General features: G+C 64.2%; 14 protein-coding genes. 5 read left to right on the forward strand and 9 right to left on the reverse strand.

Translation table 11 applies throughout. The features are described from left to right. Nucleotides 1-10: 10 nt before the first annotated feature. On the reverse strand, nt 11-1,228 hold the full coding sequence (locus V6F88_RS18190) for an EAL domain-containing response regulator (protein ID WP_332611218.1): 1,218 nt from the start codon (nt 1,226-1,228) through the stop codon (nt 11-13). Between the two features lie 2 nt (nt 1,229-1,230). After that, a complete protein-coding gene (locus V6F88_RS18195; RefSeq protein ID WP_332611219.1) occupies nt 1,231-4,065 on the reverse strand; it encodes an ATP-binding protein in 2,835 nt (944 codons plus the stop codon). A gap of 253 nt (nt 4,066-4,318) precedes the next feature. Here V6F88_RS18195 and V6F88_RS18200 point away from each other — a divergent pair, with 253 nt between their 5' ends. After that, nucleotides 4,319-5,128 carry a hypothetical protein gene (locus V6F88_RS18200; RefSeq protein WP_332611220.1) on the forward strand — a complete coding sequence of 270 codons (810 nt, stop codon included), beginning with the start codon at nt 4,319-4,321 and terminating at the stop codon, nt 5,126-5,128. 13 nt (nt 5,129-5,141) lie between these two features. Here the strand turns inward: V6F88_RS18200 and gvpU are convergent, their stop codons facing one another. Together gvpU and V6F88_RS18210 are read right to left on the reverse strand one after the other, a co-directional pair. Beyond that, nucleotides 5,142-5,582 carry a gas vesicle accessory protein GvpU gene (gvpU, locus tag V6F88_RS18205; RefSeq protein ID WP_332611221.1) on the reverse strand — a complete coding sequence of 147 codons (441 nt, stop codon included), beginning with the start codon at nt 5,580-5,582 and terminating at the stop codon, nt 5,142-5,144. A 60-nt stretch (nt 5,583-5,642) separates the two neighbouring features. Beyond that, on the reverse strand, nt 5,643-6,965 hold the full coding sequence (locus V6F88_RS18210) for a ParB/Srx family N-terminal domain-containing protein (RefSeq protein WP_332611222.1): 1,323 nt from the start codon (nt 6,963-6,965) through the stop codon (nt 5,643-5,645). 151 nt (nt 6,966-7,116) lie between these two features. Here V6F88_RS18210 and V6F88_RS18215 point away from each other — a divergent pair, with 151 nt between their 5' ends. Further along, on the forward strand, nt 7,117-7,815 hold the full coding sequence (locus V6F88_RS18215; RefSeq protein ID WP_442880337.1) for an ankyrin repeat domain-containing protein: 699 nt from the start codon (nt 7,117-7,119) through the stop codon (nt 7,813-7,815). Between the two features lie 129 nt (nt 7,816-7,944). On the opposite strand, the gene V6F88_RS18220 is transcribed toward V6F88_RS18215, so the two are convergent. Further along, the gene (locus V6F88_RS18220) at nt 7,945-9,051 is read right to left on the reverse strand and encodes a porin (protein ID WP_332611224.1); all 1,107 of its coding nucleotides are present in this window, start codon (nt 9,049-9,051) and stop codon (nt 7,945-7,947) included. 264 nt (nt 9,052-9,315) lie between these two features. Here V6F88_RS18220 and V6F88_RS18225 point away from each other — a divergent pair, with 264 nt between their 5' ends. From V6F88_RS18225 to V6F88_RS18235, 3 genes are all read left to right on the forward strand, one after another. Further along, a complete protein-coding gene (locus tag V6F88_RS18225) occupies nt 9,316-9,969 on the forward strand; it encodes an NUDIX hydrolase (RefSeq protein WP_332611225.1) in 654 nt (217 codons plus the stop codon). Nucleotides 9,970-10,084: 115 nt separating this feature from the next. Then, nucleotides 10,085-10,993 (forward strand): phosphoribosyltransferase family protein, encoded by a 909-nt coding sequence (locus V6F88_RS18230; protein WP_332611226.1) that lies wholly within the window; start codon nt 10,085-10,087, stop codon nt 10,991-10,993. A gap of 13 nt (nt 10,994-11,006) precedes the next feature. Then, nucleotides 11,007-12,701, forward strand: a complete 1,695-nt coding sequence (locus tag V6F88_RS18235) for a nicotinate phosphoribosyltransferase (protein WP_332611228.1) — start codon at nt 11,007-11,009, stop codon at nt 12,699-12,701. 87 nt (nt 12,702-12,788) lie between these two features. On the opposite strand, the gene V6F88_RS18240 is transcribed toward V6F88_RS18235, so the two are convergent. Genes V6F88_RS18240 through cyoB form a run of 4 tightly spaced genes read right to left on the reverse strand, consistent with a single transcriptional unit; the run spans nt 12,789 to nt 16,645 of the window. Then, a complete protein-coding gene (locus V6F88_RS18240; RefSeq protein ID WP_332611230.1) occupies nt 12,789-13,568 on the reverse strand; it encodes an SURF1 family protein in 780 nt (259 codons plus the stop codon). Then, nucleotides 13,568-13,996, reverse strand: a complete 429-nt coding sequence (gene cyoD / locus V6F88_RS18245; protein ID WP_332611441.1) for a cytochrome o ubiquinol oxidase subunit IV — start codon at nt 13,994-13,996, stop codon at nt 13,568-13,570. The genes V6F88_RS18240 and cyoD overlap by 1 nt, the downstream gene beginning before the upstream one ends. A gap of 11 nt (nt 13,997-14,007) precedes the next feature. After that, on the reverse strand, nt 14,008-14,649 hold the full coding sequence (cyoC, locus tag V6F88_RS18250; RefSeq protein WP_332611231.1) for a cytochrome o ubiquinol oxidase subunit III: 642 nt from the start codon (nt 14,647-14,649) through the stop codon (nt 14,008-14,010). Next, nucleotides 14,642-16,645, reverse strand: a complete 2,004-nt coding sequence (gene cyoB, locus V6F88_RS18255) for a cytochrome o ubiquinol oxidase subunit I (RefSeq protein WP_332611232.1) — start codon at nt 16,643-16,645, stop codon at nt 14,642-14,644. Before cyoB ends, cyoC begins: the two co-directional genes overlap by 8 nt. Between the last annotated feature and the right edge of the window lie 36 nt (nt 16,646-16,681).

A 16,681-nucleotide genomic window follows, 5' to 3' on the forward strand; every position in this document is an offset into this window, starting at 1 on the left:
GGTAAGAGTCCTAAAGCGGGTGAGTGGCATACGGCCGGGGCTCGTCGGCCAGCAGATCCGTGAAGTCGTGGGCGTTGACGGCGGCGGATATCAGGAAGCCTTGGGCGAAATCACAGCCGATTTCGCGTAAAAACTCCAGGTCTTTCGTGCTTTCGACGCCTTCGGCTGTCACTTGCAGCCCTAATTGGCGACCCAATTGCACCGATGAGAGCAAGGCGGCGGCCCGCACATGGTCTTGGGCGGCGCCGTTGACAAAGGCGCGGTCAATCTTCAGTTCGGTGAACGGCGTGGAAATCAGGGTGTACATCGAGTTGTAGCCTTTGCCGAAGTCATCCTGAGCCAGCCCGAAACCTTTCAGGCGCAACCGGCTGGCGCCCATATAGTAGTGGCCGGGAATCGAGGTGGTTTCGTCTTCCAGCAGTTCGAACGTCACGTCTTCGAACGGCACACCGCGATCCGCGACCAGATTGTAAAGCTGGTCAGGCAAGTCCGGTTCGTCCAGCAGCCGGGTAGGCAAATTGACGGAAACCGGCATCCGGAAGCCCAGGCCTCGCCACCCGATATAGGCGGTCAAGGCGTCGTCCAGCATGCGGATAAGCAGGGCGTGGTCCAGGCCGTGATGCCGCACTGCGCCCAGGAACGACGCCGGCAGCATGAACCCGATTTCCTGGTGATGCCATCGGGCAAGGGCCTCGGCGCCTACGATGTTGCCGGTGGCCAGCGCCTTCTTGGGCTGGAACCACGCCTGAATCTGGCCGGCCGCCAGGGCTTTTTCCAGGGTACGCCGCTCGAACAGCGGGGTGGGCGGCGCGGGCAGCGTGGGCGATTTTGCGCCGTCCTGCTGCTGATTGCGCAACCGCTTGGCCAGGGCCAGCGCGTGTTCGCGCGTGACAGGCTTGGTGTAGGCGGCAATCACGGACAAGCCCTTTTCCTTGGCCATCAGGCTGACGCTGTTCATGATGCGGCGCGAACAGGCGGTGGTGATGGCCAGCATGGGGTTGCATTGCAGGCGGGCCAGTTCATGGATGAACTGCACGCCGTCCATGCCGGGCATGTTCAGGTCCATCAACACCAACTGGTAAGAATGCGTCCGAAATTTTTCCAGGGCTTCCTGCGCCGAATTCGCCATGTCCACATGGTCGAAGCCGGCCTCCAGGAACAGGCCGCGCATTTGCGCGCATTGGAAAGCATGGTCGTCCAGGACCAAGACCTTGTACACGGATAACATCGTCAACTCCGGAGTTCTTTAACCGATTGCAGCGTTTGGCGCAGGACCGTCAGCGGCAATGGCTTGACCAGAAGGCTGGTCATGCCGGCATTGATGCCGCGGCGCTGCTCGTCGGGAAACGCGTTGGCCGTGACCCCAAGCACGGGCTTGTCGAAGCCGCGCTTGCGCAGAATGCGGGTGAGCTCGTAGCCGTCGACCAGCGGCATGTTCAGGTCGGTCAGCACGGCGTCAAACGACATCAGGTCGGGCAGGTTCAGCGCTTCCTGGCCGTTGCCGGCCAGCACCACCGTGCAGCCCATGTGCTCAAGTTGTTCGCGCAGGATCAATTGGCTGATGGGGTTGTCTTCCGTGACCAGTATCCGCAGGCCCAGGACTTCAAGCGGCGCCTTGGGATCGAAGGCGGTGCTGCGCGCCGCGCCGCCCTGCGCCAGACGCACCCCGTGGTTGATGCTGCCCAGGCTGTAGGCGCTGGCGAACCAGTTGCGGTGGCTGTCTTCCACGCGGGGGCGCAGGCCGGGCGGATGCAGAATGACTTGCGGCCCGATCCAGTTGCCGATTTTCTGCGCGTGCGGCCACGCCTGCACCAGCACGGCGGGCTCGCCCGACGTGACGCCGCCGGCGGGGTAGGGCAGGCCCACCGCGCCCCAGCGGCGCAGCCAGTCGCACAGGTTATGAACGATTTCAGGGACGGCGCCCTGGACGTAGACCAGCGTGCCCGAGAGCTCGGGCGACACCGCGTCCAGCGCCTCGGGCGCAAGCGGCAGCCGGATTTCAAAGGTGATGCTGGTGCCCAGGCCGGGCTCGCTGACGGCGTTGAGACGGCCGTTCATCATGTCCGACAAGCTGCGGCAGATGGACAGGCCCAGCCCCGTGCCCGGCAACGTGACGCAGTTGTCGGCGTCCACCTGGTAGTAGGGTTCGAACAGTCGCGCCTGATGTTCGGGCGCGATGCCCGCGCCGGTGTCGGCAATCTGAAAGCACAGGTCGACGCTGTCGCGGGTGCGGCTGTTGACCTTCAGGCGCAAGACGATTTGCCCGGAATCCGTGAACTTGATCGCATTATTGGCAAGATTGTCGAGAATCTGGCGGATGCGCGTGGCATCGCCGATGACGGCGGCGGGGGTGTCCGGGTCGGCCACGGCATAGCTGCGCACGCCCTTGGCATGCGCGCGCGCGGCGAAGCTGGCCACGACATTGTTCAGGAGCTCAACGGGTGAAAAAGGCGCGCGTTCCAGCACAGTATGCCCAGCCTCGATTCGGGAAAGGTCCAGCGTGTCGTTGATGGTACGCAGCAGCGTGGCGGACGATTGCTGGATGGTCTCCAGATACTGCGCCTGCTGGCCGCTGACGCGGGTCAATGAAAACAGTTCCAGCGTGCCAAGAATGCCGTAGAGCGGGGTGCGGATTTCGTGGCTCATCGTGGTCAGGAAGACTGTCTTGGCCTGGTTGGCGGCCTCGGCGTCGCGCTTGGCTTGCAGCAATGAATGTTCAATGCGCTTTAACGCCGAAATGTCGCTGATGCCGCACAGCACCACCGCTTCGCCCCGATACGTGGTGGGCGCGAAGCTGAGGTAGGCGGTGCGGCCATCGTTCAGCCGGTGTTCGCGGCCGGCTTCATCGCCCTGCGCGGACAGGATTTCGGTACGCCAGCCCGGCGTGCCCTGGAACCAGCGGCGCGCCATGTCGTTGGACAACACCACCGCGCGATCCGAGCGCCGCAGCAGGCAGAGCCCCACCGGCGCGACTTCGATCAGCTTGCGGTTGAGCGACACGCTGTCGGCCAGGGCCTCGTATTGGCGCAGCGCGGGCAGCACCAGACGCCGGCGGATATAACGGACGCGCAGAATCACGGTGATGATCAGCAGCAGCGAGGCAATGGCCGCCGTCTGAAAGGCAATGGCGTTGTCGCGCAGCACGTGGCGCATGGGCGCGTAGTAGACCAGGCGCCACCCGTCATCGCCCACCGACTTGCTCAGCACCAGGTATTCAGGCAACCAGCCCTGTCCTTGCAGGCCGAACGCATCTTCGCGCGTGGTGTGTGGCAAGGCCTGGCTGGTGGCGCCCGCGCCGGCGCTGCGCAGCACCGGCCGGCTCAACTCATCAAACAGCACGTAGTCGCCCGCGCCCGTGCGCGGCGCGTTCACGGCGGAATCCACACCCTGGACCTCAAGCCCGATCCATGCCGCCTCGGGGTGTACGGCATCAAGCGGCGTGAAAAGGAACAGGCGCTTGACCGTGTCCTGCGGCGGATGCAGCCAGACGATGGGCGGCAGGCCGTTGGTGGGCGCACGGGTCTGCACATCGGCCAGCGTCAGCGCCAGCCACTGCTGGATGGACGCGGGAATGGCGGGTGTGCCCGGCTGGTCGTGCGAGGCCACGGGCACCGTGCTTGCGTGGCGCACCGCGCTGTACACGATGCGCGTGTTGGCTTGCGCCACGCGGCGCAGGTCGCGCGGGGTCAGCACCAGCGCCCAATCGTAGGCGTCGGGGCCTTCCTGAAGCGGCAGCACTTCGATCTGCCCCGTCTTGCCGAAATGCGACGGGGTCTTGCTGATGGGTTCCTGATTGGTGTTGCGCACCGCCGACGCGGATATCGAGCGCAGCAGGGATTCGCGTTGGTCGAAAAAATGCTGGGCTTCGTAGGCGGCGGCGTTCATGTGGCGCCGGTAGTTGGACACTACGTTGCTGAACGCCCAGTACAGGTACAGGGCGGCACCCGCCGCGATACAGACGAGCAGCGCCACTGCAAGAAAGTGCAGTAACAGCGAGGCGGCGCGCGGCGCGGCAAGGGGTTCTAGGGCGGGAGCGCCATGGTCTTCTACCAGCATTTGACGCATGGTAGAAACACCTGCTTACCCAGTGAATAAGAAGAATCTCAAAGTGCGAAGTCCCGGCGTTTGAGAAATTTCTTGTTCTTTTGCTGGGAAGCGTTGGGCACTATCTGTGGGATTCCGACTTCGCCAAGAAGCTGCCCCCGGCGCATTTTTACACCGACGGCATGCCTCAACACGGCGCTTAGACGTTAATCGAGAACAGCATGATATTGACCCGGCTCTGCCCCCCCGCGCACCCCATCGATCGGGTCTTGCCATGAAAGACGACGCCCGTTCCTGGGCTCTGTCCGAAGAGTCCGTCGTGCTGCGCTTCCAGCCCGTGTTCACGGCACAGGGGCAAGTCCACGAATACGCGGTGATGGGGCGCTGCCGGCCGTCACCATGGAGCAGCCTGAACCCCGTGGGCCTGGGCGCCAGCCTGATGGCCGGCGTGGCGTTCTTCAAGCAATTCAAAACCCCGATCGAATTGTCATTCGAACATGCGCTGGATGTGCGTGGCCATGGCGACCTGGCCGAACGCTTGTGCTCCGAGCTGGGCATCGGCGTGCTGGAAAACGCCATCTGGGTCAACAAGTACGCGCGCTACGACGATGCCGCGCCCCTGTTGATGCCGGCAAAGCGCATCACCTTCACCCTGCCCTTGACCGACCGCCTGTCGGACCACGCCGATGTGCTGTCGCGGTATCCGGAATTCCAGGCGCGGCTGCGCGCGCGACTGCTTCCCTCAGTCTTGCGCGGCAAGGACACCGGCAATGGCGCTTTGCGCGCCGACGGCCTGCATGTGCAGGTGCCGCTGGGCTTGTCCGAAAACCGTACCTTGCAGGGCCGCTTCTTCACCTTGATGGAGCGCGCCTGGTGCGCCAACCTGCAAGTCGTGGCAGGGGGCGTGGAAGACATCCGCGATTTTGCGTGGATGCGCCTGCACAGCGACCTTCTGTTTCGCGGGGCGGCCTTATCCGCCCCGCTCAGCGCCGAATGCCTTGGCATCTGGCTAGACGCCGACAGCAACGCGTGGCGCTCGTTCAATGCGTCCACCACGCGCTTCGCAGGCGTGGCGGAAAGCTAGCTTAGTTGCTGGCTTAGTTGCCCGTTTCGGATTGCAGCCGGCCCAGGATGAAGCCATCCACCGAACTCGTCCGGCCGCGCCACAGCGTGGGCTGCCCGGCAATGGGCGTGCCATCGGCCGTAAAGAACAGTGCGTCGGTCAAGTGGATGTAGTTGGGCAGCGGGTCGGCCGGCTGCGGCACGCGAAACACATCCCCCAGTTCAGCCAGCGAGCGGTGCACCGCGTCACGGGCGTCGGCGTCCAGCATGTCGAGCGAACCCGTGAAGCTGGCGGCGAACCGGTCGAAATATTCCGCGCCCGACACGATAGACCCCGATACCAGCATGCCGCCCATTTGCAGCGTTACTCCAATGCTCTCAAGCTGGCCGCCGTTGTTGACCAGGTTGACCAAAAATTGCAGGAAGGCGTCGGCGTGGGGAGCGGTGTTGGGGCTGACGGTGGGCTCGATGGACATAACGGAGTCTCGGAAGGGTCGTAGAAGACGCACAAGATACTCGAATCGTGCAAAAAAAACCTACCAGCCCCAGCACGTGCCGGCCGCCGGTTTGCCGCAGTTGCGGTAATTCACCGCAAACCACAGTTTCCCGGCGTTGCGCGGCGAGCCGTCGGCTTTGACATCGACGCGCGGCAATTCTTCCAGCGTGTCGCGTTGGCTCTTGATGGATACGCCTGCCGCCACGTTGGCCGCCAAGGGGATGCGTCCCAGCGTTTGCGCCTGCCGGTCGTCGAACACGATATCGGTGTCGGCCAGCGCGCCCATTTTCAGCGAGGCATCGCGCACGGCAGCGGCATAGCTGTCGTTGGCGCCACCGGGAACCAGCGTGGAACTTAGCGTGCTGGCCGCCAGAATTTGCGCGGGCGTGGCGGGCGCGGCCGTCTTGTATTGGTCCAGCGCCGGCAGTTGCCCGGCCGCCACCTGGCGGCGCAGCCAGTCGCCCCACAGAAATTCCGCGAACTCGGGCAGGTTGCCGTTCTGGTAGGCGATGTCGCGGGTGAAGTAAACCAGCGAGCGATAGCGGTCTTCCTGCATGCCGCCGGCTTCGTCGGCGCTGGCCAGACCCAGGCGGCTGGGCAATTGGTCGACGGTGATGGCTTGGTTCTGGCCATCGCGCAGCCAGGCCCGGCGTTCGTCGACCATGCGTTGCCAGAACGCGGCGGCCGTCGGCAGGCTGCTGTAGTTGGCGTCCACCTTGACCCAGACCGGCAGCTTGGGGCCGCCATCGAAGATCTCGCGCAGTGACGAAAACGTGTGATGGCCGTCGGTCAGGTACAGATTGCCGTCCCAGCCCACCACCACGGTTTTCAGGTTTTCCGCGTGTGTGCCCGGCGCGTCCTTGCACGCGAAAGTGGCGGGTTGGTCCAGCCGCGCGGCGCGGGCGACGGCCAGGTCGGCAAATTTCTCGGCGCGTTCCACACCGCCCATGTCCTCGCAGTAGTCGTCAAACTTCTTTCCGACGGTGCGATCCAGGTAGTCCAGCTGGCGGGCGGCATCGCCGGCCCACAAGCGGTTGAAGTCGCCTTGCCAACGCCCCAGCTTGTAGTAGATCTGGTCGTAGCCGATGGCGGCCTGCGTGGGGTGCAGGGCGTCGATGGTGACCTGGATGACGTCGCCGGCCTTGGCATTCAGGTAGGCGGTGTTGCGGGCGGGGACGTCGGGGGCCGGGGTCGGGTCCGGCGTGGGATCGACGGCGGGAGGCGCGCTGACGATGGGTGAGGCGGGCGCGTCGTCGTTGTCGTCGCTGCCGTTGCAGGCGGCCAGGGCCAGCGGCAGCAATGCCACGGCCAGCAGGCGCGCGAGGGGTTTCAGGGTCAGGCGGGAAGCAAAGTCGAGGGTCATGGGCGGGCCGTATTGCGGCGATCTAAAGGTATCCAATCATGACAGCGGCGTGTTTCCCCCGTATTGCACCGTCCATGGCACGCCATCGATTTCCCATTCGCCAGGGGCTTGTCCATAATCGGTCCTCGATTCAGACGGGAGGATACCGGCAATGGCAACGATCAAACACTGGCGGGCCTGTTTTGTTTTGGCGCTGAGCGCATTGGGCGCGGCGGGGGCGATGGGCGTGCCGGCGGGCGAGGCGCGCGCCGCTGTGGACCCTGTGGCGCAATTGCGCGAGGCCGCCGGCCAGGGCCAGGCCGCGCGCGTGCGCGAATTGCTGGACCAAGGCGTGCCGCCGGACGGGCGCGATGCGCAAGGCAACACGGCATTGCTGCGTGCCACGCAGGGCAACCACGTGGAGGCGGCGCGCGTGCTGATCGAAGCCGGTGCCGACGTGAACGCGCAAAACGGCATGCAGGACAGCGCCTACCTGCTGGCGGGCGCGCAAGGCTATCGCGAGATTCTCGAGCTGACGCTGCGCCACGGCGCGAACCTGCAAAGCACCAACCGTTACGGCGGCACCGCGCTGATTCCTGCCTGCGAGCGCGGGCACGTGGAAGTCGTCCGAACGCTGCTGCTAGCGGGCGCCAAGCCCGATCACGTCAATCGGCTGGGATGGACGGGCTTGCTGGAAGCCATCATTCTGGGCGACGGCGGCCCCCGGCATCAGGCAATCGTGGCCTTGCTGATTGGGGCGGGCGCCGACGTGAACCTGGCGGATCGTGAAGGCGTGACGCCGCTGCGGCACGCGCGCCAGAAAGGGCAGGCGGAAATCGTTGCGCAACTGGAACGCGCGGGGGCGCGATAGGCCAAACGCAGGCAGCGCCCGCCGGGCCCCAAGCAAAAGCGGGACGCGTCCAATCGGACGCGCCCCGCTTTTTATCGTGCCGACGAACTGGCGCGCTTTCGCGCTATCGCCTATCGCGCCGTGCGCAGCTTAGAACTGATGGCGCACGCCCACGCCGGCGGCGGTGCTCTTCAGGCCGTCGATGAACGCGTAGTCCGTGCCGTACGAACCGTAGGCGTACAAGTTGGTGCGCTTGGACAAATCGTAGGTGTAGCCCACGCTGTAGACGTTCATGTTGGCGTCGCCGCCCGTCAGCTTGTCGTTGGACGGGGCCACGTGCTGCCACGAGGCGAACACGCTGCTGGCGCCGCCCACCGGCACGGTCGCGCCCAGCATGTAGGCGTTGGCCTTGAAGCCGTTGACGAAGCGGTTGGTGCCGAATTCGTCGCTGAACGGCGTGTCGGCCGGCAGGTCCTGCCCGACGAACCAGCCGTCGGTGGTGCGGCCATAGGCGGCGGCCAGCTTCACCACTTCCAGGTCGTAGGACACGCCCAGCGCGTACTGGCGCGGGGTGGCGTTGCTGTCGATGTTGCCGCGGTTCGAGCCGTTCAACTGGTCGTACGTCAGCGCCACGTTCAGCGGGCCCTGCACGTAGCGCAGGCCGGCCGTGATGCCGCGCGTGTTGTCGGCGGTGCGGAAACCGGTCTGGTCGGCGGTGGTGTCGTCGGCGTTGAACGAATAGCCGATGCCGAATTCAAAACCGTTCACCGAGGGGGTGCGGTACATGACCATGTTGTCCCAGCGCATGGTGTTGGCGGCGCTGAAACCCAGGCCCAGGTTCGACTGGGTGTAGCTGGTGTAGAAGGGGTCGATGTCGGCCAGATAGTTCGAGCCGATCGTGGCTTGGCGGCCGAAGTCCAGTTGGCCCCAGGCGTCGTTGGCCAGGCCGATGGTGGCTTGGCGGCCGAACAAACGGCCGGATTGGCCGCGTTGGCCATTGGCGGAATCAAAGCCGCTTTCCAGCTTGAAGACGGCGCGCAGGCCGTCGCCCAGATCTTCGGATCCGCGCAGGCCCCAGCGGGAGCCGGCCTGGATGCCGTTGATCATGCCAAGCTTGCTACCGCTGTAGCCGTCGCCCTTGATCTTGTTGTAGCCGATGCCGGTGTCGATGACACCATAGAGGGTGACTGACGGTTCTGCCTGTGCAATGCCTGTGAAAGCGGTCAGCATCGCAGCGGCGAGCAGCGTCTTTTTCATCCGGGGATCTCCTGGGATTGTTGGGGGGAAAAAACAAAGGGAACACCACGCCAGGCATCAAGCCCAGCGGTGTTCCCGGGCGCAAGTGTAGAACATTTACGCTATTTACCTTTGATTGCCTGGGATGTTCCGGCTATTTCGTCTAATCGGGCCCCGTGGGTCAATGTGCGGCATGGACGCTTTTCGGGCATGCGGATTGACCGCGTGCCGTCATAGTGGCATCTTGCCCCGAAGCCCGAGTCTTGACCTTTTTCTGGAACCCCCGTGGACTATCCACAGCCCCTTGTGACCGTTGACGCCGTCCTGCTTACCTTGCGGGCCGGCGGCCTGGAAATTGCCCTGCACCAGCGCGACCGCGCGCCCTTCAAGGGCGTTATGGCGCTGCCGGGCGGCGTGGTGCATGTGGACGAAGACGACAGCACCGAAGCCAGCATCCGCCGGGTCCTGCGCGAAAAAACCGGCTTTGAACCGCGTTACCTGGAACAGCTACAGGTGTTCTCGGGCACCCGGCGCGACCCCCGCCAGTGGTCCTTGTCGGTGTCGTACGTCGCCTTGGTGCCGGTGGCCGAACTGGAAGCGGCGGCGGGGCAGGGCCTGCGCTTTGTCAGCGTGGATGCCTTGCCCACGCTGGCGTTCGACCACGCCGCCATCGTGGCCGCCGCCGTCGCCCGCCTGCGCGGAAAATCCAGCTACTCGACCTTGCCTTTCTTCCTGCTGCCGGAACGCTTCACCTTGACCGAGCTCCAGCACACCTACGAAGCCATCTTGCAGACGCGGCTGGAAAAATCGAACTTCCGCAGGAAGATGGACGCCTGGGGCGTGCTGGAAGCCACGGGCGATTTCGTCACCGGGGCGCAGCGCCCCGCGCGGCTGTACCGCTTGAAGGACTTCGCCTTGTTCGACCGCAGCGTTGGATGACTTTTCCCTGCCGCACCCACCCGCGACGCCGATTTCCAGCAAGATAGTTGCACATTAACAATAAGTCGGCATATACTGGCTCCACTTAGTTTTGAAATGCCACTAAGGGCTGATCATGTTCACCATCACTGCGGTAGTAGAAGGACAACGCCAAACCGAAACGCCGACCGCGTTCGTGTTTCCTGGCGGCGAAAGCCAGGTCACGGTGCCGGCCGGCTTGCGCTTGGCGGCCGATGCCGCCACCGAATTTCGCATCCACGCGCTGCTCAAGTCCGCCAATGACGTCATGCAGCTGCTGATGCTGACCGACGCATTGCGCCGCCTGAATCCCGCCGTGCCCGTGCACCTGGACATGCCGTACGTGCCCTACGCGCGGCAAGACCGGGTGTGCAACCCGGGCGAGGCCCTGGGCGCGGCCGTCTTCTGCAAGCTGATCAACGACCAGCAATACACCACCGTCACCATCACCGAACCGCACAGCGACGTCACCCCCGCGCTGTTGCAGCGCCTGCGCGTGGTGGACGCCGCCGCGTTCGTGGCCCGGGCGCTGGCGGCTCCGGTCTTCGCCCATGGTGTGACGTTGATGGCGCCCGACGCCGGCGCCCGCAAGCGGGTGCAGGCCTTGGCCAAGAAGCTGGGCGTGGCCGACGTGCGCTACGCCGAGAAAGTGCGCGACCCGCAAACGGGCCGCATCACCGAAACCCGCGTGCCCGACGACATCCCGGATCAGCCCATCCTGGTGGTGGACGACATCTGCGACGGCGGCCGCACGTTTCTGGAACTGGCGCTGGCGCTTGCCGACAAAACCCGCCAGCCGCTTTACCTGTACGTCACGCATGGCATCTTCAGCCATGGCCTGACGGCCCTGAATGAACGCTATGCCGGCGTGTTCACCGCCTACGACTGGACGCAGGCCGACGGCCAGGGCGCCCCGGTTTGCGTAGGCCCTGACACCGCAACGCCCGCATCATCGTCAATGGCGCCCAGCCCCTTGGCGACCGCCATCCCCGCCCTTGCGAACTAAGAAGGAAACTGCCATGAATGCCCCCGACACCGTGATCGCCAAGAACGGCATCAACCCCTTCCTGCAAGCGGACTTCTATAAGACCGGCCACCCGTTCCAGTACCCCAGGGGCACCAACAAGATCCTGGCCAACTTCACGCCGCGCTCGGCGCGGCTGGCGCCGGTGCTGCCCGAATTGTTCGACGACAAGATCGTCTGGTTCGGCCTGCAAGGCTTCATCAAGGAAATCCTGATCGACCTGTTCAACCGCGAATTCTTCGGCAAGCCGGCCGGTAGCGCGGTGCGCCAATACCAGCGCCGCGTGGACAATGCGTTGGGCAAGGGCGCGGTCACCGTTGACCACCTGCAAGCGCTGTATGAACTGGGCTACCTGCCGCTGGAAATCCGCTCGGTGCCCGAAGGCGCCCGCGTCGACATCCGCGTGCCGCCCGTCACCTTCATCAACACGCATCCGGACTTTGCGTGGCTGGTCACCTACATCGAAACCCTGTTCAGCTGCGAATCGTGGAAGCCGTCCACGGTGGCCACCATCGCCTTTGAATACCGCAAGCTGCTGACTTATTTCGCGCGCACCACGGGCAGCCCCATGGACTTCGTGAACTGGCAGGGGCACGACTTTTCCATGCGCGGCATGTCGGGCCTGTACGACGCACGCAAGAGCGGCGCGGGCCACTTGCTGTCGTTCACCGGCACGGACACGATTCCCGCCATCGACTACCTGGAAGACATCTACGGCGCGGATTCCGATCGCGAACTGGTCGGCGGGTCGGTGCCGGCGACGGAACACTCGGTGATGTGCCTGGGCAGCAAGGAAGGCGAGATCGAAACCATTCGCCGCCTGGTCACCCAGGTGTACCCCGGCGGCATCGTGTCGGTGGTGTCGGACACCTGGGACTTCTGGCAGGTGGTCACCGACTTCGCCGCCGCGCTCAAGCCGGAAATTTTGGCGCGTACGCCAGACCCGTACGGCAACGCCAAGGTGGTGTTCCGCCCCGATTCCGGCGACCCGGTGAAGATCCTGACGGGCTATTTCTGCACCGACGTGCCGGCCGTCGAGGATGCGACGGCGTTGGCCGGCGCGGGCCGCGCAGGCTTCGAGGCGGTGCGCGACGCCGCCACCGGCAAGTACTGGTTGCTGGATGACGACGCGCGTGCCGTTCAGCCACTGCGCGAAGCCGAGGTCAAGGGCGCGGTGCAATGCCTGTGGGACATTTTCGGTGGCGTGGTGACGGACCGTGGCTACAAGCTGCTGGACCCGCACGTTGGCCTGATCTACGGCGATTCGATCACGCTGGCGCGCGGCCGCGACATTCTTGTGCGCCTGGAAAGGAAGGGCTACGCCTCCGGCAACGTGGTGCTGGGCATCGGGTCCTACACCTACCAGTACCTGACGCGCGACACCTTCGGCTGGGCGCTGAAGGCCACCTACGCCGAGGTCAACGGCGAGCCCGAGGAACTGGTCAAGGACCCGGTCACGGACTCCGGCGTGAAGCGTTCCGCCAAGGGCCTGCTGCGCGTGGACGAGACCGCCACGGGCTATGAACTGCACGACCGGCAGACGCCTGAACAAGCGGCGGGCGGCGCGCTGGTGCCGGTGTTTCGCGACGGCCAGTTGCTGGTGGAGCAGGACCTGGCCCAGATCCGGCAGCGGCTGCAAACGTCGTGGGTATGCCCGGAAGCCGGCAGCATTGCGTGGGCCTCGCGCTGACCCGACTACCCGCCAAGGTTCCCCATGAAAAAGCCGCACGCCCGATTCGGGTAGTGCGGCTTTTTTGATTGCCTGAAGATCCGTTCGTCAGGCTTTGGCCCGCGCGCGCTTGTCTTCCCGCACGAAGATCACCACGCCCACGATGATCATCAGCGCCAACGCGTACCAGGTAATGGCATAGACCAGATGGTTGTTCGGAAATTCCAGCACCGTCAGCCCGCCGACGGGCGCCTTGGCCGGATCGCGCCCCGGGCTGGACGCGGCATCGGCATCGATGAAGTAGGGCGCCACGTCCGTCAGGCCGCGCGCGGTGGCAATGGCGGGCAGGTCACGCGAATACCAGAGGTTGGCGGCCGGATCGTTGTTGCGCAAAAAGCCGCTGCCCGGCTCGCCCATGCGCAGCAGGCCCGTCACGCGGCCTTCGGCGGGCGGCGGCGGGTTGGCGCCTTCGGTCTTGCGCCACTGCGGCAGCACGAAACCGCGATTGACCAGCACCGTGCCGCCATCGGCCATCCGCAACGGCGTCATGACCCAGTAGCCGCTGCCCAGTTCGGTGGCGGCCTGCACCAGCGTCTGGCGGTCGTATTGATACGTGCCGGTGGCGGTGACGTGCCGGTATTCGGCATTGCTGGACGTCAGGCCGCGCCATTCCTGCTTGCCCGGCGCGGGGGCGGTGGGCGCGTGCGCGCGCTGCTTCACCTGCGAGATCAGCTCTTGTTTCCAGGCCAGCCGGTGCACTTGCCACGTGCCCAGCGCGCAAAGGCCGGCGAACAGGCCGGCAGCAACCACGCCCAGGATGACCAGGGTGGTTTTGCTGCGCGGTTTACGGGGGGTGTCGCGGATAGTGGAGTCTTTTACTGCTGCCATCAGGGCATATTCCGCATGTCGTGTGTGGACATGGGCATCATATTGGAGTTCAAGTGATACATGATCCAGATTGATCCGCTGAGCGTGATTACGACCAGCACCAGCGTGAATATTAACGCCAACATGTTCCAGCCGCTTTCGGACTTGGTGTCCATGTGCAGGAAGTAGATGATGTGGACGACGATCTGCACCACGGCAAACGCCAGGATCACCAGCGCCGTCGTGCGCGAACTGGGGAACACGCGGTTCATGACCAGCCAGAACGGAATGGCGGTCAGGACGGCCGCCAGGATGAAGCCGGTGACATAGCTTTTCAGCGTGCCGTGACCGGCGCCGTCATCGTCGTCGTGGTGATCATGGCCACCGCCGTGGCCATGATCATGCCCGTGGCCATGGCCATGCGGCCCACGGTCAGCCAGGTTGTCCATGTGCGACGTCGTCATGGCAGCACTCCCATCAGATACACGAAGGTGAACACGCCCACCCAGATCAGGTCCAGGAAGTGCCAGAACATCGACAGGCACATCAGGCGGCGGCGGTTCTCGGGGATCAGGCCATGCATCCGCACCTGGATCATCATCGTCACCAGCCACACGATGCCGAACGTGACGTGCAGCCCGTGCGTGCCCACCAGCGTGAAGAAGGCCGACAGGAAGGCGCTGCGCTGCGGCCCCGCGCCCTGGTGGATCAGGTGCGCGAATTCGTAGATTTCCAGCGACAGAAAGCCCAGCCCGAGCAGGCCCGTCACCGCCAGCCACAGCTGCGTGGCGCCGATGCGGTTGCGCCGCATCTCCAGCATGGCGAAGCCGTAGGTGATGGACGAGAACAGCAGCAGCGACGTGTTTACCGCCACCAGCGGCAGGTCGAACAGGTCGGCGCCGGATGGCCCGGCCGCATAGCTGCGCCCTAATACGCCGTAGGTGGCGAACAGGCAGGCGAAGATGAGGCAATCGCTCATCAGGTAGACCCAGAACCCAAGCAGCGTGCCGTTCTTGGGGTGGTGTTCGCCCGGCACGTAGAACACGGGCTCTTGCGGCGGCGCGGCGCCGCCTTGCAGGGTGGGGGCCAAGGTATCAGACATGATTCGCTAACAACCTCGTGCGGGCGGCCTCTTCGCGCACAACCTCGTCGGCCGGCACGTAGTAGTCGCGCTTGTAGTTGAAGGTATGAATGATGGACACCAGGATCAGCGCCACGAAAGACAGCACGGCCAGCGGCCACATGTGCCAGATCAGCGCAAAGCCCATCACCACGCTGATGCCCGCCAGCACGATGCCGGCCCAGGTGTTCTTGGGCATGTGGATGGGAATGAAGCCCTGCTGCGGCCGTTCGTAGCCGTGCTGTTTCATCTGCCACCAGGCGTCCAGGTCATGCACGCGCGGCGTGAAGGCAAAGTTGTATTGGGGCGGCGGCGACGACGTGGACCATTCCAGCGTGCGGCCGTCCCAGGGATCGCCGGTAAAGTCGCGCAGCTGGTCGCGGCGGCGATAGCTGACGACCAGTTGGATGATGAAGCTGGCGATGCCGCAGGCGATCAGCAACGCGCCAAAGGCCGCGATCTGGAACCAGATTTGCAGTGACATGTCTTCAAAGTGGTTCACGCGGCGCGTCACGCCCATCAGGCCCAGCACGTACAGCGGCATGAACGCCACGTAGAAGCCCACCAGCCAGAACCAGAACGAGCACTTGCCCCAGAACGGGTCCAGCTTGTAGCCGAAGGCCTTGGGAAACCAGTAGGTGATGCCGGCCATCAAGCCGAACAGCACGCCGCCGATGATCACGTTATGAAAGTGCGCGATCAGGAACAGGCTGTTGTGCAACGCGAAGTCGGCGGGCGGCACGGCCAGCAGCACCCCCGTCATGCCGCCGATCACGAACGTGACCATGAAGCCCAGCGTCCACAGCATCGGGACTTCGAAGCGGATGCGGCCGCGATACATGGTGAACAGCCAGTTGAAGATCTTGGCCCCGGTCGGGATCGAGATGATCATGGTGGTGATCCCGAAGAACGAGTTCACGCTGGCCCCGGACCCCATGGTGAAGAAGTGGTGCAGCCACACCAGGTACGACAGCACCGTGATTACGACGGTGGCGTACACCATGGACGCGTAGCCGAACAGGCGCTTGCGGCAGAAGGTGGCCACCACTTCCGAGAAGATGCCGAAGGCCGGCAGGATCAGGATGTAGACCTCGGGGTGCCCCCAGATCCAGATCAGGTTCACGTACATCATGGCGTTGCCGCCGAAATCCGCCGTGAAGAAGTTGGTGCCTACGTAGCGGTCCATGGACAGCAGCGCCAGCACCGCCGTCAGCACGGGGAAGGCCGCCACGATCAGCACGTTGGTGCACAGCGCGGTCCACGTGAAGATGGGCATGCGCATCATCTTCATGCCGGGCGCGCGCATTTTCACGATGGTGACCAGCAGGTTCACGCCGGATAGCAGGGTTCCCACCCCGGCAATCTGCAACGCCCATATGTAGTAATCAACCCCCACGTCGGGGCTGTGCAATATGCCGGACAGTGGCGGATACGCCAGCCATCCCGTGCGCGCGAATTCGCCCACGAACAGCGACATCATTACCAGGATCACGCCGCCCGTCGTCATCCAGAAACTGAAGTTGTTCAAGAACGGAAAGGCCACGTCGCGCGCGCCGATCTGTAGCGGCACGATGTAGTTCATCAAGCCCGTGACCAGCGGCATGGCCACGAAGAAAATCATGATCACGCCGTGCGCGGTAAAGATCTGGTCGTAATGGTGCGGCGGCAGATAACCGGTGGAATCGCCAAACGCCACGGCCTGCTGCAAGCGCATCATGATGGCGTCGGCAAAGCCGCGCAGCAGCATGACGATGCCCAGAATCACATACATGATCCCGATTTTCTTGTGGTCGATGCTGGTGAACCATTCATGCCACAGATAGCCCCACTTCTTGTAGTAGGTGATGGAGCCCAGCACCACGATGCCGCCGATGGCCACCATGAAGAACGTGGCGATCAGGATGGGTTCGTGAAAGGGGATGGCGTCCCAGGTCAGGCGACCGAAGATCAGCTTGGTGAGGTCTGGTTGATCAGGCATCTTGATTCCAGCGTAAAAACCACGATTTCATGAAAC

Origin of the sequence: Achromobacter sp. ESBL13 (assembly GCF_036668755.1) — a bacterium.
Taxonomy (GTDB): domain Bacteria; phylum Pseudomonadota; class Gammaproteobacteria; order Burkholderiales; family Burkholderiaceae_B; genus Achromobacter.

Excerpts from the sequence above, each read along its gene's own strand:
- V6F88_RS18200 (WP_332611220.1), top strand. The coding sequence starts at position 4,319 with ATGAAAGACGACGCCCGTTCCTGGGCTCTGTCCGAAGAGTCCGTCGTG.
- V6F88_RS18220 (WP_332611224.1), bottom strand. The coding sequence starts at position 9,051 with ATGAAAAAGACGCTGCTCGCCGCTGCGATGCTGACCGCTTTCACAGGC.
- gvpU (WP_332611221.1), bottom strand. The coding sequence starts at position 5,582 with ATGTCCATCGAGCCCACCGTCAGCCCCAACACCGCTCCCCACGCCGAC.
- V6F88_RS18195 (WP_332611219.1), bottom strand. The coding sequence starts at position 4,065 with ATGCGTCAAATGCTGGTAGAAGACCATGGCGCTCCCGCCCTAGAACCC.
- V6F88_RS18240 (WP_332611230.1), bottom strand. The coding sequence starts at position 13,568 with ATGGCAGCAGTAAAAGACTCCACTATCCGCGACACCCCCCGTAAACCG.
- cyoD (WP_332611441.1), bottom strand. The coding sequence starts at position 13,996 with ATGGACAACCTGGCTGACCGTGGGCCGCATGGCCATGGCCACGGGCAT.
- V6F88_RS18235 (WP_332611228.1), top strand. The coding sequence starts at position 11,007 with ATGAATGCCCCCGACACCGTGATCGCCAAGAACGGCATCAACCCCTTC.
- V6F88_RS18190 (WP_332611218.1), bottom strand. The coding sequence starts at position 1,228 with ATGTTATCCGTGTACAAGGTCTTGGTCCTGGACGACCATGCTTTCCAA.
- cyoB (WP_332611232.1), bottom strand. The coding sequence starts at position 16,645 with ATGCCTGATCAACCAGACCTCACCAAGCTGATCTTCGGTCGCCTGACC.
- V6F88_RS18230 (WP_332611226.1), top strand. The coding sequence starts at position 10,085 with ATGTTCACCATCACTGCGGTAGTAGAAGGACAACGCCAAACCGAAACG.
- cyoC (WP_332611231.1), bottom strand. The coding sequence starts at position 14,649 with ATGTCTGATACCTTGGCCCCCACCCTGCAAGGCGGCGCCGCGCCGCCG.
- V6F88_RS18210 (WP_332611222.1), bottom strand. The coding sequence starts at position 6,965 with ATGACCCTCGACTTTGCTTCCCGCCTGACCCTGAAACCCCTCGCGCGC.
- V6F88_RS18215 (WP_442880337.1), top strand. The coding sequence starts at position 7,117 with ATGGCAACGATCAAACACTGGCGGGCCTGTTTTGTTTTGGCGCTGAGC.